This is a genomic window from Devosia sp. Leaf420 (genome assembly GCF_001425445.1).
Classification (GTDB): Bacteria; Pseudomonadota; Alphaproteobacteria; order Rhizobiales; family Devosiaceae; genus Devosia.
Map to the genome: position 1 here is coordinate 21,705 of NZ_LMQU01000012.1, position 15,414 is coordinate 37,118.

Consider the following 15,414-nt stretch of genomic DNA (forward strand, 5'->3'; position numbering starts at 1 on the left):
TCTACTGGCATGCATTCGGAGGAAGATCTCAACCAGTCACAGCGAGAGGCGACCGGTGATGCAGTCAAATTCTCCCAGAGCCTTCGACATGTGTGGTGTGCGTCGTCCCACTGGTCTCAAGCAGAGTGCACCCTGACTTGCTTAGTTCCGTGCCACCCTCGCGTTGCACCAGCAGCGCCAGCGAGAGCAGTTTGGCGAGATGGGCTGTATCCACATCCGAAGGAGGCTTTTCAGATTTGGACATTGCCAAGGTTCTAAGCTCTTCGGGTGTCACGTCATAGTCAGTCATAAAAGGTTCCATCGGTGGGCGGTCTGTCTGGGCGGTTAGCCCGAGGCTCAGTTTTTGGTCAGCGGCCGGATGTTCAAGTAACGCTGCAGGATACTCGACAAAAAGCCCCCCTCTGCCGCGCTCCAAAAATCTGTTCTCATACCACTCATGAAAAGCTGCCGTGCTTCGTCGTATGCGAAATGGGTTCGGTCCCTCAGAGCCATAATCTAGGCCGCTAGACACTGCCCGAATGAAAATCATTCTGAGCGGTCAATGGGGATGACGAGTAACCTGTGTTGTTCTCACAGCAAAAGGAACACTACGATTTCCTGGCATTTGCCGAAGTGATCATGGCTCGGGCAACACGCACACCCGCTGAACATTTAAGCCTCATACTGAGGAGGCATTTTCATGAAGTTCAGCACTGCCCTTGCGACATTGGCAATACTCGGCGTCACACCTGTTTTTGCTCAGCAGGGCGATGGTACCGATCTGTCCTATTCCGTCAGCATTTTCAAACCGAACAAGGTCCTGCCCACGAGCGACAAACTGGCCCAGCTCAAAATTCCGGAAGGCTTTTCGGTCAAGCCTTTTGCAGCAGGCCTTGGCAATTCTCGCATCATCGCGGTCGCCGACGATGGCACTGTCTATGTCAGTCGGCGCGAAGAAGGTGACGTGCTGATGCTGCGGGACGAGGATGGCGATGGGCGGGCCGATAAGGCGCCGGTGACCGTCGCCAATCGTCCGCAGACGCACGGCCTCGCCATTCACGATGGTAAGCTCTACATCGCGACGGCCAAGGAAATCTTCGTAGGCGAAATCCAGGAAGACGGGACGCTTGGTGAGCTCGAACTGCTCGTCGGCGATTTGCCCGATGCCGGACAGCATCCTAACCGCGTGCTCGAGTTTGGGCCCGATGGCATGATCTATTATAGCGCCGGCTCGACCTGCAACGCCTGCAACGAGACAAATGCCGAAAATGCCACGATCCTCCGCATGGCGCCGGATGGCAAATCCCGTACCATTTTTGCGTCAGGCCTCCGCAATACAATCGGTTACGATTGGAATCCGACGACAGGCGAACTGTGGGGCCTCGATCACGGCATCGACTTTCTCGGCGACGAGGTACAGCCCGAAGAACTGAACCTTCTCGAGCAGGGTAAGCAATATGGCTGGCCTCATGTGTTCGGTGAGGGCGATCTCTATCCGCAAAGCAATCCGCCCGGTGGCATAACCAAGGAACAGTGGCGCGAGCAAAGCACACCAATGGTGATCGGCTATACGGCGCATGCCGCGCCGATGCAGATGAAATTCTATGACGGCGCGTCGTTCCCCGCCGAATACCAGGGCGATGCCTTCGCAACCATGCGCGGTTCCTGGAACCGCAACCCGGCTTCTGGCTACGAGATTGTCCGGATTGATTTCGAAGATGGCAAGCCGGCTTCGATCGAGCCTTTCATCAGCGGCTTTTTGACCGATGACGGTACGACGCACATCGCGCGTCCCGTGGGTCTTGCCATTGCCAAGGATGGATCACTGCTGATGGCCGACGACGCCAATGGGGTGATTTATCGCATTGCTTATGAGGGCAATGAAGCGGCCGCCGAGGGCACCGACACGCCGCCGGCCGAGGTCATGGAAGAGCAGGCATCGCGCGGGGTCGGCGTGCCGCTCGCGCTCCAACGCGATGAAACTGCGGCCGAAGGCGTGCTCGATGTCATGTCGGGAACGATCGAAGCGGACGCCGCCATCCCCGAAAAACATAGCGATTATGCCGATGGTGTTTCTCCGGCGCTCTCCTGGACTGCTGTCGATGGTGCAGCATCCTACGCTATCATCATGGAAGATCCGGACGCCAAGCCGATCACTCCATTCGTCCATTGGCTGGCTTGGAATATTCCTGGCTCGCTGACCCAGTTGCCGGAAGGTCTGCAGGAGCAACCCCGCCTGATGGAGCCTGAAGGCGTCATGCAGGGCCGCAACAGCGCTGGGACAAATGGCTATTTTGGCCCCAAGCCGCCCGTCGGTGATCCGCCACACCATTACCATTTCCAAGTATTGGCGCTCGATAAGGTTCTCGAACTTCCCGCGACCGCCGATCGCGATGCGCTGCTCGATGCCATCGAGGGGCATGTGATCGGCAAGGGCGAGCTTGTCGGCACGTATCAGCAGACCATCGAGCCGCCCAAGCAGTAATTTTCTTTCATCAAGATCATTTTCAAGGACCAAACAATGACGATCCATAAAACACTTTTGGGTGGGCTGGTTTCGGCCGCCCTGATGACGACAGCGATGACAGGCGTCATAGCCCAGGATGCGACGCCTGCCACACCCGCTGTACCAACAAACTCTGAAGCCGCAACGCCACCACCCATGCCCGCTTCGCCGAAGCCCGCGGCTGAAATGGCGCAGCCCAATGCCGACATGAAGGCCGTACTCGATGCACTTGCCGAACTTGAGGCCAAGCCTTTCCATACGTTGAGCGTGCCTGAAGCACGTAACCAGGCCAGCCCTGCCGATGCTGCCCGGACAGTGCAGCGGGACAAGAAAATTCCGTCCGAGCCTGAAGCGCTTGTCGAAACCAAAGACATCGCTATTCCGGGCCCCATGGGTGCGCTGCCCGCCCGGGTCTATATGCCGCCCGATGCTGGCGAAGGCCCATTGCCGGTTATTGTCTATTTCCACGGCGGTGGCTGGGTGGTCGCCGATATCAATGTCTATGATTCAACCCCGCGGGCCCTCGCCATCGGTTCGAAGGCGATCGTGATCTCCGTCGATTATCGCCATGCCCCGGAATGGAAATTTCCGGCAGCACATGATGATGCCTGGACCGCCTATGAATGGGTGGTCGAAAACATCCACACCATGAATGGCGACGCTGCGCGGATCGCTGTGGCCGGAGAAAGTGCGGGAGCCAACCTTGCGGCCAATGTGGCACTGATGGCCAAGGATCGTGAAGCAACGCTGCCGGTCTATCAGTTGCTTGTCTATCCGATTGCAGGAACAGACACTGAGACTGAGTCCTATCTCGAAAATGCCGAGGCCAAGCCGCTTGGCAAGCCCGACATGGAATGGTTCTTCGACCACGTTCTCGAAAACCCCGAACAGGCCAGCGATCCGAGGCTCAATCTCGTTGGCCGCGACGATCTTGCAGGCCTGCCGCCAGCAACCGTGATTACCGCACAGATCGATCCGCTGCGCACCGAAGGCGAGACCTATGCAGAGGACCTCGACGCTGCCGGCGTTGCGGTCAATGCGCTGCACTACGACGGCGTGACCCACGAATTCTTCGGCATGGCCAAGGTCGTTCCCGAGGCGAAAGAGGCGGTTGATGCCGCGAACGCCGATCTCACCGCCGCTTTTGCCCAGTAACAGCCAGGAAAACAAAATGACTCTTCGGATCAAAATCGCTGCCGCTGGCACAGCCGTGGCACTTTCTCTTGCCCTCTCCCCTTTGGCTTTGGCGCAGGACGTCCTCGCCAAGCCGGCCGGCGACGCGTCGCCGGTTTTCGTTGTTGATACGCCAAGCTTCCTCATGCAGACCATGAGCGCCAACCAGTTCGAAATCCAATCGAGCGAACTGGCCAAGCAAAAGGATCAGGAGGAAGCGATCAACGAGGCGGCCGACATGATCATTGCCGATCACAAGGCGGCGGGCGAAAAGCTCGACGCGCTCCTTGCAGATCATCCGGCAAAGCCGGACGATATGCCGGCGCTGGCACCAAAGCATCAAAAGATGCTGGATCAGCTCGAGGCGGCCGACGGCGCGGACTTCAAAGCGCTTTACCTCGACATGCAGGTGCAAGCGCACATGGAAGCCGTGGCGCTGTTCCGGACCTATGCCGGTTCAGGTGATGATCAGACACTGGTGGGTTTTGCCAGAGAAACCTTGCCGGCGCTTGAAACGCACTTGGCGCACGTCACGGCAATTGTGCACGGAGAGCACCGCTGAGATCGTAGCAATACGTGGCGCGTTATTCCACGCATTTGTCGATATGACTGGAATAACGTGCTCGACCGAACGCATCTAAAAGTCTTCGTACGCCGCAAGAGAGTTTGTCTTGCGGCGTACGCCGGCGTTTGGACTATGGATTTCCCTGGGTATGCGGACAGGCCCCCAATAGACAAGCCGACAACGCTGCACAGTGGCAACAGTGCCGGCAGTCCGACGATAAGCCTCAAGGGGCGTTGGTAGTGGCGACATTTCTATTGAGAATGGGGTTGCTATCGAGGTCGGAAATACCGGCTGATGCCCCGATAGTCGTCGTCGGCCTTGCCGCATGTGCGAGTTACCAGGCCGTCCCCTCGCCGAACAACAAGCGTGCGTCGACAGACACAAAGAGTTGCCTGGCCAAAACGTTTGCCCCGGCCAGGCTGTGGGATTAGTAACGGCGAGCCGATTCCGCAGGCACTTCACCGATGGACATCGCGCGGAAGAAAGGAATGAGCTGGTAGACGGCAGAAAGGCCGACGAGAACATAAACGATCCGAGCCAGGGCGGCGTCCTGGCCGCCGAAGATGGATGCCACGAGGTCGAATTGGAATGCGCCGACGAGCAGCCAGTTCACGCCGCCTACGATGACGAGTAGCAGCGTTATGAGATTGAGGGCTTTCATAAAATTCTCCAATGTACATTTGGAGAACCTCACCGTGCATCGACAGTTCCGACGATTAACAAGCCACCGTTTCGAACTGCTCCTCGACCTGAAGTTGAGCCAATATTGGCCTGCAATCGAGGTGGCGTTTTCGGCGTCATGACCTCAGAACAATCCATGTTGGAGCGTGGTCGCTCGACTTCTCCCAGCCTCGAACATGACGATCGACGCCAGCAGCTTTGAGGCGTCCTGCAATAGCCGGTGCGAGCAGGAGGTGGTCGATCCGCAGACCGGCATCCCGGCCGTAGGCATTCCGAAGATAGTCCCAGAACGTGTAGATCCGTTCATCTGGATGAAGTTTGCGAACCGCATCCGTCCAGCCTTGCTCGATGATTTTTCGGTAAGCGTCACGCACCTCTGGCCTAAAAAGTGCATCGTAGACCCAGCGTTCCGGTTTGTAGACGTCCATTTCGGTGGGCATGACGTTGTAGTCGCCCGCTAAAATCACAGGCAGGTCCGTCGCCAGCAGTTCCTTCGCGTGCGCAGCAAACCGCTCCAACCATTTTAGCTTGTAGTCAAATTTTGGGCCTGGTGCCGGGTTGCCGTTCGGAAGGTAAAGGCAACCGATGATTATGCCTTCGACCGCAGCCTCGATGTACCGGCTGTGAAGGTCATCACGATCACCCGGAAGTCCCGTTCTGGTCTCGATTGGCACTGTCCCGCGGGCGAGAATTGCAACGCCGTTCCAGCTTTTCTGACCATGCCAGATGGCGCCAAATCCGGCAGCCTCGATAGCGGCAGCGGGAAAACGCTCATCTGGAGATTTCAGCTCTTGCAAACAGACGACATCGGGCTCCGCCTCTTTAAGCCAGCGGAGAAGGACCGGCAGGCGGCCATTGACGCCATTGACGTTATAGGTGGCGATCTTCATCTCGAACGGCCTAGAGCTGATCGTTGTCAGGGCCCTTTGTTTCGCCGACCCTTCTAGCCAGAGCCGTAAACGACGGCATACTTGCGCCATCTCGGTTGTTATTGGCGAGCCGAAGCAGCCGAGCGGGAAAGGCGATGGCGTCGCGATGGGCTGGCGACAGGTCTTCGGAAACGCGATCGTCGCCCAAGACAATTTGCTCCGATCGAGCAAGACATTGGTCGATTTCCTCGATGGAAACGAGGCCTTTGGCGACCAGCATTTGATTCAAGCCTGCTATGGCCATCAGGAGGCCTTCGAGTTGCAGATTGGCGGTGTTCATTATCCGGGCTCCTCTTGTTGGACAGGAACGAGCCGTCAGCCTTGCCGTTGCGATGGCAAAAACCCCTATCACCGCTTAGCAGTCCATTGTGCCAGTTCTTCCGCGAGGGGTTGGTAGATTGTCCGGCTATTGTCGGACCAAGCGTGTTCAAGCAATCCATTCTGACAGGCCCTATCATCGTCCCACCCAAAATGATTGAGGATGGGATAAAGGCATAGCCCCTCCATCGGTACGCCTTTTGTGCGAGCGAGAGAGACCTCGCCTGCCGCATAACGGAGCCACTCGGGTCGCGCCTCAAATTCTGTACCAGTCTCAGAGAGCAATATTGGACGCCCATAGCGACCGTGTATTTCCATCAGCAACCGGTGCAGGGGGAGATATTGCGGATGATGGCGATCGATCGGCGGCCCGCCATGTATCCATTGATTGTTGCTGTAGTAATTGACACCGACGATATCGAGCAGCCGCATGGAGCCGCCAAGCTGCGGCCAGGCAAGTCCGGCCAGCATGTCCCAACTTTGATACTGTGCTTGGCGGTGGCCCTCTGCGGCCCAGAATTCATGCGGTCGTTCTGGCGCTGTCACCACATTGATCGCGGGGTCGCAGTGTACGAAGCGGGCGCGGTTGTCGATCTCGAGAATCGCTTCCATGGCGGCGATAGCCGCACGGGTTAGTTGGACCTTCAGCTCGAAGCCGCGGCCCCTGGCAAACGGATTGAGATAGCCGGCATCGCCGCCGCCCCAGGCGGTGAAGGATATTTCGTTGACCGGGCAATAAAACGGGATCGAGTCGCTATGGTCGCGGACCAGGCGAGCGGCGGCCCGGGCGAAGGCAGCGAAGCGATCAACGAATTGCGGTTCCCAGATATCCATATCGTCCGGCCAGCCATAGTGGAATAGATCCCAGATGACCTGTGTGCCAGTGGTGCGGGCGGCCGTGAGCATGGGCAGGATGCTCGACCAGTCGTAGCGGCCGGGAGCGGTTTCGATGCGGTGCCAGCGAAAGCCATCGCGGAAGGTACGCATGCCGAGAGACGCAAGTTGGCGATAGTCGGCTTCGGCATGTTGATCGTGAAGGCTAGAGGCGATGATGTCGAGCCGCTTGCCATTGCTCAGCCGATGGGTAGAGCACTCGAAACCGCCTTGGTAGAAGGATTGGAAGAGGGTCGGCGGAGGGGCCGAGGGGCGCTCGGCGATGACCGTGTCAATCAGGCGGCGCCATTGCGGCGTGACCACTGCGGCGCTGTAGGTGTTTTCGACTTTTGCTCGAAGTGCAGTGCCGAGACGTGTGCGAAGGGTGGAGTCGTCAAGGAGACGCACCATGGCTTTGGCGACCGCCTCAGGCGCGCGATGGGGCACGAAGAGCCCGGATAACTCATCCTCGATCTGTTGCAGGGCGCCGTTGTCGGGCGTCGCTATGACCGAAAGTCCTGCCGCTCCAGCCTCGGCTATCACATGAGGCATGCCTTCGCCTTCCGACAGCCAGGCAAAAATATCCATGGCCGCGAGAAGGGCGGGGACGTCGCGGCGATCGCCAAGGAAGCGCAGGGCATGCTGCAGATGGCTTTTCAGCGCCAGCAGTTGGAGCTTTTCCGCATATTCCGTCATAAAAGCATCCGGACCGCCCACGATCAGAAACAGCACGTCGGGACGCTGCTGGTGGACGATGGCTGCGGCGGTGATAAAATCTTCAACGCGCTTCTTTTCGTCGAGCCGCCCCACCCAACCGATGACAGGGATGGTTTCATTAATACCGAGCTCGGCGCGCATGCGCTGGCGATCGTCAGGGTGAAACTCGCTCAGGTCGACCATCGATGGAATTTCGATGGCGTCGTGTTCGCGGCCCGGCATTTTTCCCGCGGCGGCATCGCGGATCGAGCGGCAGACACCGACGTAGCGGCTGGTGAGGTGCTTGGGTCCAGCCAGGGCTTCAGAGACGAGACCGCCGTGTTCGATCAGTGGCGGACGCTGATGCGCGCGTTCGAGGGCTGGATAAATATCGGCGACATTCTGGCATGATATGACGACGTCATAGGTTGCAACCTTGCGCGCGAGATAGGCGACAGTGTCTTCAAACGAGAGGCTGTAGGGCACCGTGTCGACATCGACGCCCAATGCACGCAATTGCTCGTGGGTTTGGGCAGGCATGCCTGGCTTGTGGAAGCAGGCGACGACGTCGATGCGATAAAGAAGCGGGTCTAGCGTCTGGGCGAGAAGGCGTACTTCTGTCTCTTCGCCACCCACAACAAGCCAGGCAAAGACAAAAAGAATGCGCTTGGGTTCGGTGTTCACTCAGCCACCTTGAAGATGATCTGCATGAATTCGGGCCGCCTCTCCACCAGTTGGGCGAGGAAGGCCGGACCATCTTCAAAAGGCACGACATGGGTAATGACTTCGCGTTTGACGATGTCCCCGACTGATTGGAGGAGAGCCACCGTTTCGCCTGCCAACCGGCGCCGATCCCATTGATGCCCAAGGCCTCGAGGAACACGATTGATCTGGGCGCATTTGAGCGCCAGGCCATTGTGGTGGAATTCTTCCCCCAATCGCAGGGCTTCAGCGCCGCCTTGGTAAAAGGCGAGGTCGATCACGGTGCCTTGTGGTTTCAGCGCCTGAAGGGCGGAATGTAGGCTGCCCGCATGAGCGCGGGTTTGGAAGACAAAATCTGCACCGCGATCGCTTCCGCTATGCCACTGGGTCTTAGCATGTTGCACTGCCTGCGCCTCATCCATGGCGAGAATGCCTAAAGCTTCGAGCTTGGCGCGTCGATAGAGCGAAGGGTCAGCAACGATCAGGCCAGCCGCGCCCGCGCGCTGGGCAAACAAAGCGGTCATCAGACCGACCGTGCCGGCACCGACGACGATGACATGGCGACCGGCAATGCCTTGGCCCAGATGGGTCACCTGGCTGCCGAAAATGTCCGCGTCGGCGTGCAAAATGCCGTTTGCCGCAATGGGACCCATCTGGCCAACGAAGACGCCGAGTATGGGGTCTAGGCTGGGCGGAAGGGGCACGAGAACGTCGCGCGAAGGATCAGAAGTGTGACCAGTCTTGTGAGCGTAAGCGGTGGCGACGACCTCGCCATTAGCAAAGGCCGGGCTGCGGCTTTCGAGCACCCGCGCCGATTCCATATAGCCAAGAAAAGGCACGGGATAATGGAGACTTGGTTCGCCCGGCTCGAACACCCCGCGCTCGCCATTCCAGCGCGAGAAGAAATAGGGATTGGTGTGCTTCATGAAGGTCAGCTCAGTGCCGGCTGAAAAGCCGGAGTAGAGCGTTTGCAATTGCACCTGACCGTCGCCAGGTGGTCCTTCGTCATAGCCGAAATGATAGGCTTGGCCTTCGCGTTCGATGCCGAGCGAGCGGATGTGACGGTGAGGCATCAGCGGGTCACCAGATCGACGGCTTGGCCGGTCTCAGCCGATTGGTTGATGGCCAGCGCCACGCGGTGGGTTTTGAGGGCTTCGCCGTAGGAGCAGCGTATTCGGCTCGGCTTACCGCGGACGGCATCGATGAAATCACGGTCCTCGCGCCAGACCGGGTCGCCCTCTGCATGGCGAACAGGGCGACCGGCGCCGACATCGACCATGATATCGTGATCGGTCAGTTCCAGCGCCATGCCATCGGCAAAGAGATGGAGCCCAACACGGTGTCCCCAATTGAGGAGGCAGGTTGAGCCGATATTGCCGACTGCGCCGGACGCAAAGCGAAGGCTCGCCGTGCTGACGGTGGGCACGTCGAGGCCAGGATAGTTATCGCGATTGCTGTGGCCGGCAAGGCCAAAGACCTGGGTGACATCGCCGACGAGATAGCGGGCGAGGTCGATGATGTGGGTGGTCTGTTCGACCATCTGCCCGCCGGATTGATCCTTGTGCCACCACCATTGCGGCGGTGGGGTTTGGTCAAGCCAGTAGCCCGAGAGCAATTGTGCCGGGCGGTTTTCCAACAAGCGCCGAGCTTCATCGACCGTATCGAGATAGCGCCAGTGATAACCGACCGCCGTGATGAGGCCTGCGGTCTCGATTTCGCCAGCCAGAGCCTCTGCCATTGCGAGGTCGAGCGAGATGGGTTTTTCGACGAAGAAGGGTAGACCCTTGGCAATCACGGCGCGTTCGGCGGCGCCATGCGCGAAGGGGGGAATGCAGATATAGATGGCGTCAAGTCGGCCGTGCGCGAGCATGTCGTCGTGGTTGGCGAACGCGCGGGCGCCAAAGCGTGAGGCGGCGTCAACGGCGCGGTCGAAATCCACGTCAGCGAAACCTGCCAGTTCGACATCCTCGAATTGTTCGAGCACACCGAGATGGCGCTGGGCGATGCCGCCGACGCCGATAAAGCCTATGCGAGTCTTGGTCATGCGGAACGGGCCTGTAATTGCGATGAGGAAGGGGCCATGACGGAGGCGTAGATTTTCGCGGTTTGCGCGGCCATCCGGCTGGCAAGGAAATGCTGGTTGAACCGCTCACGTCCGGCTTCGCCGGATTTTTGCGCGGCGTCGGGGTCGGCAAGGGCGGCAGTTATAGTGGAGGCCAGAGCGATGGGATCAACGGGGGCGGTGAGATAGGGGTGAGCCTCGCCCACGGCTTCGATGCTGCCGCCGATTGCGGTGGTGACGACCGGCACGCCGGCGGCCATGGCTTCGAGCAGCACCAGCGGCAGGCCCTCGAACAGCGACGGCGAGACCAAGAGGTCCGCCGCCGCCAAGAGGTCGGGAACATCGTCGCGATGGCCAAGGAGGGTCACGGCATGATCGAGCCCAGCGTCGCGCACGGCTTTTTCCAGCGTGGTGAAATCCGGACCATCGCCGACCCAGACGAACCGCGCCCCGGGCTGATGTTCGAGCACGGCCGGCACTGCGTCGAGCAAGGTGGGATAGGCCTTCTGCTCGGTAAAGCGCGCAACGGTCAGCAGCATTTGTTCGTGCGCCAACACGCCCAAGGCCGATCGGGTGTTTTGGCGGTCTGTTGTGGCCCTGCGCGCCGCAATCCCGTTGGGCACAAGAGCAAAACGAGATGCGCCATGGCGGCTCGCAAAGCTGTCATAGGCGGCGCGCGAGACGGTGATAACGCGATCGACGGAAAGAAGCAGGGCACCATATTCCGCCTGTTGCACGGGACTGGTCAGCACATAGGGCAGGTGTTCGGTGCGGATGGTCGGCAGGCCCGCGGCCTTCCCGAGCCGCACGAGTTCGTGGCCTTCCCAGCCGATGCCGGCATGGACATGGAGCAGCGTGGCATTGTTCCGCAACCACGCTTTGAACGGATTGAGAGCGGAAAGATCGAACGCTTTTATGCGCAGGCCCATAGCAGCGGCGCGGGCTAGCAAATCGCGGCCGCCTGCATTGCCATCAGCGGCAATCACGACATCGAACTCGTCCGACAGGGCGCTGCCGAGCGTCAGCATGTGTTCGCCAAGGCCAGAGGGATGACGGCTATCGGTCGCCAAGACCAGGACCGGCCTCATGAGCCAACCGCCATATCGGTGGAGACATTCATGCGGCGATAGTGAGCCAGCGCCTGCCCGACGACTTGATCCATATTGTAGTAGCGATAAGTGCCGAGGCGACCGACGAAACTGACCTCAGGATGTGCATCGGCGAGATCGGCATATTGCTTATAGAGCGCTGCGTTTTCCGGTCGCGGGATGGGGTAGTAGGGGTCGCCATCGGCCTGGGGGAATTCGTAGCTGATCGAGGTCTGGCGATGCACCTGCCCCGTCAGGTGCTTGTATTCGGTGATGCGTGTATAGGGCACGGCCTCGTCTGGATAATTGACAACGGCCACCGGTTGGAAACGGCGCTGATCCAGGGTTTCGTGGCGGAAGGCGAGGCTGCGATAGGGCAGGGCGCCGAAACGGTGACCGAAATATTCGTCGATCGGGCCCGTGTAGATCGTGCGGGGCGCCAGGTTTTCTGCGCGGATATCGGCATAATCAACACCAAGCGCGAGATCGATATTGTCGTGGTCGAGCATGTTTTCGAACATGGCCGTATAGCCATGAAGCGGCATGGCCTGGAACGTATCGAGGAAGTAGCGGTCGTCCTCATTGCAGCGCGTGGGGATACGTGAGGTGACAGCCTTGTCCAATTGGCTGGGATCGAGCCCCCATTGCTTGCGCGTATAGCCTTCGAAGAAGGTGCGGTAGAGTTCGGCGCCAACCTGATTGATCACGACATCCTTCGACGTCCGCAGTTCGGCAATCGGCTCGGCGCGGCTGCGGAGGAATTCTTCGGCTTCAGCGTCAGTGCTGAGATCGAGGCTATAGAGCGCATTGAGCGTCGTGCGGTTGATCGGCATAGGCACGCGCTTGTCCCCAACCGCTGCAAGCACGCGGTGCTCGTAGGGCCGCCAGGCGGTGAAGCGGGAGAGATAGGTGACAATGGCGTCGCTATTGGTGTGGAAGATATGCGGGCCGTATTGATGCACCAGAATGCCGGCAGCATCGTGCTTATCATAAGCATTGCCGGCGACATGGTTGCGCCGATCGCAAAGGAGAACGCGCTGATCGCTGTCGGCCGCTAGCCGTTCAGAGAGGACCGATCCGGCAAAGCCAGCGCCGACAATCACCACATCATAGGCCGAGCGGCGTTTGGAGCTGCGCATAACCGGCAAGCGGATGACGGGGCGATCGCCACAAATGGCTTCGCCAACGAGACGCGACATCTGATCGAAGGTTTTGTCCCAGGACATGGCGGCGAGTTTTCCATCGACGGCCGGCTGCCAGTCACCAGGTTTGAGAGCCAGTGCGGCCTCGCAGGCGGCGGTGAATTCAGCTGGTGTCCGAGCGATATTGACGGCATCAAGCGCGCCATAGGCGGCGACGACGTCAGCAATAGGTGTCGAAACGACGGGGATGCCGGCAGCCAGATATTCCGGCGTCTTGGTGGGGCTGATGAAACGCGTCGCCTCGTTGATGGCGAAGGGCATGAGTGCCACGTCCCAGCCGGCGAGATAGGCCGGGAGATCGGCATAGTTGCGTTGGCCAAGGAAATGGAGATTTGGCACGCGGGGCAAATCGTCGGGACCGATCTTGGCGAGCGGCCCCACCATGATGAGCGACCAATCGGGTCGAGCGCGGGCGACCTTCTCAAGCAGTTCCAGATCGATCCGCTCGTCGATCACGCCATAAAAGCCGAGGCGCGGGCCGGGGAGGGCGTTGAGATCGCCGGCAGGCGCCATGCCTTTGCGGGCCTGGGCGAAGTGAGCGACGTCGACGCTCGATGGAAAGACATGGATATTGTCATGCTGCCCGCGTTTAGCAGCAAAGAGGCTTTCGCCACCGGTGAAGACCACGTCGGCGCGGTCGATCAGTTCTGCTTCGAGGGTCTTGAGCTGCGGTGGGGCGAAGCGGAAATTGGCCAGCTCGTCCATGCAGTCATAGACAATGGCCACCGCGTCGACGTGTTTGGCAAAGCCGAACATCATCGGGCTATAGAACCAGAGGACGGGCTTTGAGACGCCATGGAGGCGGAGCAAGGTGTCGAGCAAGCCTCTAAGTGCTGTCTCGCGCTGCGCTTCATCCCACCAATGGGGGATGCGCGGGCGGACGGCAATCACGTCGGTGCCGGCGAAAGGGTGATATTCGAGATAGGGCAGGTGGTGGTCGGTCGGGATATATTCCTCGAAGAAATAGACCTGCCGCTCACCGACAAACCTCTGCATCAAATGCTGCGGACGCTGCAGCACGAAATCCCAGCGCAGGTGCGAAAAGCAGATGAGGGGTGCGGCACGGCCTGCAGGCAGGGCGTCGAATTGGTCAGGCTTAAGCTGCTGGTTCAAACGACGCTCCTTGGCGGTCGGCTGTTCGGGATTTTTTGGCAATGGCCTCAGCGATCAGGCTCTCGAAGCGGCCGGCCGTGTGGGGCCAGGCCCAGCGTGCGAGGACGGCTTCGCGGGGGCTGAACCGCTCGGGATGATCAATCGCGGCAATGATGGCCTGCTCGAAGCTATCGGCCGGCGCGGCAATGCCGGTTTCCGGCAAGATATATTGAAGGCCGCAGGCGAGGTCGGCATTGGCCACGACGGGGAGGCCCGCGAGCATGTATTCGGTGATAATGGCAGGAGCGCCATCCTCGACACCACACACGACGCCGACACGCGCCGCGTTCATCAGCCGGTTGACCTCGGCATAGGGCACGCCCGGTGGGTCGATGAAATCGACGGTGATGTCGAGGTCATGCGCGCGCTGGCGAAGCGCTGCCGCGTCCTCGCCATAGCCCATGACGCAGAGCCCGGTGAGCCGGCGCGTCGCGCGGGCCATCGCATCAAACAGTACGTCGTGGCGCTTATAGGCCTGCGCCGCGGCAACATAGATGATGTCGTACTGTTTCGGGTCGCCGGTCGGGAAGAACGTTTGGGGGGAGGCGAATTCGGGGCCGATCGGCATGATCGCGGTTATCATATCGGGATGACGTTCATGGACGAGATCGGATTGCCACTCGGCACCTGTCAGCACAATGTCGAAATGGCGGCTGACCTCGGGTGGTACGCGCAGGGCAGGGGCGTCGATCGAATTGTAGATGATGATGCTGTCGCGGCACGCGTCGAGCATCGCTTCGCTGACCCCTAGACCCCATATGCAGAGAATGCGCGGTGCGCCATGCATGCGGATGAAATCGAGCATGGTCTCGGAATGGAAGGGTGCAGTGTCGTGACTGAGGGGAAAGATCCGGCGCGCGAGCTGCGGGGTATCCTCTTGGAAGGAGCCGTGTTCGATGCTGTGGTGCCAGATTTCGGCGAATTCGACGAGACCGCAGCGAATGGCAGTTAACGGTAGGCGCTCAAGGTAGCCGCCAACGACGGAGGGAGCCGGTTCGCTGACCAAAAGCTTCCTCGGCGCGGCGTCAAAAGGCTTTTCGCTCGGCCGGTGACCGTTTTCGACGCGGTCGCTGATCACCACAATGGACGTGCGCAAGCCCTCGCTGAACATATTATGCTCCGCCGTTCCCGCCACGAGTGGCGTGGGTCAAAACTATGAAAAGATTTGGCTTTTAGGGCCAAGCAGCCACTAAGGTTGCCTGCATGAACCGCGCCTTCCGCGTTAAGTTCCGTCACATGTCACGCGTTGCATAGAAGGCCAGAGACGGGAACGGACCCGGACACCCCTACAAGCGCCCAGCGCGAGGCCTCGCAAGGTCACTGGAAATTCGTCGGCCTCTCCGGGACGAGCACAATACTGCCCTCTCTGTCGGGCGGAGGATTTGAGGTGATGTTTCACGCATTTCGATTGGCAACACCGGGACCAACGCTCAGCGCTTCGTCGTTCCTGGCGACGGTGCAGGCAGGTAATGTTGCCATAGCCAATGA

Annotated in this window: 10 protein-coding genes and 1 pseudogene; 3 read left to right on the plus strand and 8 right to left on the minus strand. The window is 59.6% G+C overall.

The features are described from left to right. Positions 1 to 64: 64 nt before the first annotated feature. Entirely contained in the window at positions 65 to 289 is a 225-nt protein-coding gene (locus ASG47_RS20710; RefSeq protein WP_156464110.1) for a hypothetical protein, read from the minus strand. A 390-nt stretch (positions 290 to 679) separates the two neighbouring features. On the opposite strand from ASG47_RS20710, the gene ASG47_RS13445 reads away from it, so the two are divergent. From ASG47_RS13445 to ASG47_RS13455, 3 genes are read left to right on the plus strand one after another with little or no spacing between them, the layout of a single operon-like run. Beyond that, positions 680 to 2,464 (plus strand): YbhB/YbcL family Raf kinase inhibitor-like protein, encoded by a 1,785-nt coding sequence (locus ASG47_RS13445; RefSeq protein ID WP_061909871.1) that lies wholly within the window; start codon positions 680 to 682, stop codon positions 2,462 to 2,464. A gap of 36 nt (positions 2,465 to 2,500) precedes the next feature. Then, positions 2,501 to 3,640: an alpha/beta hydrolase gene (locus ASG47_RS13450; RefSeq protein WP_200940941.1), complete on the plus strand. Its 1,140-nt coding sequence runs from the start codon at positions 2,501 to 2,503 to the stop codon at positions 3,638 to 3,640. Positions 3,641 to 3,656: 16 nt separating this feature from the next. Next, entirely contained in the window at positions 3,657 to 4,220 is a 564-nt protein-coding gene (locus tag ASG47_RS13455; RefSeq protein WP_061909875.1) for a DUF4142 domain-containing protein, read from the plus strand. A gap of 430 nt (positions 4,221 to 4,650) precedes the next feature. Here the strand turns inward: ASG47_RS13455 and ASG47_RS13460 are convergent, their stop codons facing one another. The 7 genes and pseudogenes from ASG47_RS13460 to ASG47_RS13490 form a co-directional block, all read right to left on the minus strand. Then, the gene (locus ASG47_RS13460) at positions 4,651 to 4,884 is read right to left on the minus strand and encodes a DUF378 domain-containing protein (protein ID WP_061909877.1); all 234 of its coding nucleotides are present in this window, start codon (positions 4,882 to 4,884) and stop codon (positions 4,651 to 4,653) included. Between the two features lie 136 nt (positions 4,885 to 5,020). Then, a complete protein-coding gene (gene xth, locus ASG47_RS13465) occupies positions 5,021 to 5,794 on the minus strand; it encodes an exodeoxyribonuclease III (protein ID WP_061909878.1) in 774 nt (257 codons plus the stop codon). Positions 5,795 to 5,804: 10 nt separating this feature from the next. Beyond that, complete coding sequence (locus tag ASG47_RS13470) at positions 5,805 to 6,113, minus strand: hypothetical protein (RefSeq protein ID WP_061909879.1); 309 nt, start codon at positions 6,111 to 6,113, stop codon at positions 5,805 to 5,807. A gap of 68 nt (positions 6,114 to 6,181) precedes the next feature. Next, positions 6,182 to 8,404, minus strand: a complete 2,223-nt coding sequence (locus tag ASG47_RS13475; protein WP_061909880.1) for a glycosyltransferase family 4 protein — start codon at positions 8,402 to 8,404, stop codon at positions 6,182 to 6,184. After that, positions 8,401 to 11,512: pseudogene (locus tag ASG47_RS13480) on the minus strand (glycosyltransferase). Before ASG47_RS13480 ends, ASG47_RS13475 begins: the two are co-directional and overlap by 4 nt. 56 nt (positions 11,513 to 11,568) lie before the next feature. Then, positions 11,569 to 13,770 carry a UDP-galactopyranose mutase gene (gene glf, locus ASG47_RS13485; protein ID WP_082511779.1) on the minus strand — a complete coding sequence of 734 codons (2,202 nt, stop codon included), beginning with the start codon at positions 13,768 to 13,770 and terminating at the stop codon, positions 11,569 to 11,571. Between the two features lie 100 nt (positions 13,771 to 13,870). Then, entirely contained in the window at positions 13,871 to 15,037 is a 1,167-nt protein-coding gene (locus ASG47_RS13490; protein ID WP_156464111.1) for a glycosyltransferase family 4 protein, read from the minus strand. Positions 15,038 to 15,414: the final 377 nt, after the last annotated feature.

What these genes read in the sequence shown, in the direction of transcription:
- ASG47_RS20710 (WP_156464110.1), bottom strand. Translation starts at nt 289, where the DNA reads ATGACTGACTATGACGTGACACCCGAAGAGCTTAGAACCTTGGCAATG.
- ASG47_RS13445 (WP_061909871.1), top strand. Translation starts at nt 680, where the DNA reads ATGAAGTTCAGCACTGCCCTTGCGACATTGGCAATACTCGGCGTCACA.
- ASG47_RS13450 (WP_200940941.1), top strand. Translation starts at nt 2,501, where the DNA reads ATGACGATCCATAAAACACTTTTGGGTGGGCTGGTTTCGGCCGCCCTG.
- ASG47_RS13455 (WP_061909875.1), top strand. Translation starts at nt 3,657, where the DNA reads ATGACTCTTCGGATCAAAATCGCTGCCGCTGGCACAGCCGTGGCACTT.
- ASG47_RS13460 (WP_061909877.1), bottom strand. Translation starts at nt 4,884, where the DNA reads ATGAAAGCCCTCAATCTCATAACGCTGCTACTCGTCATCGTAGGCGGC.
- xth (WP_061909878.1), bottom strand. Translation starts at nt 5,794, where the DNA reads ATGAAGATCGCCACCTATAACGTCAATGGCGTCAATGGCCGCCTGCCG.
- ASG47_RS13470 (WP_061909879.1), bottom strand. Translation starts at nt 6,113, where the DNA reads ATGAACACCGCCAATCTGCAACTCGAAGGCCTCCTGATGGCCATAGCA.
- glf (WP_082511779.1), bottom strand. Translation starts at nt 13,770, where the DNA reads ATGCAGAGGTTTGTCGGTGAGCGGCAGGTCTATTTCTTCGAGGAATAT.
- ASG47_RS13490 (WP_156464111.1), bottom strand. Translation starts at nt 15,037, where the DNA reads ATGTTCAGCGAGGGCTTGCGCACGTCCATTGTGGTGATCAGCGACCGC.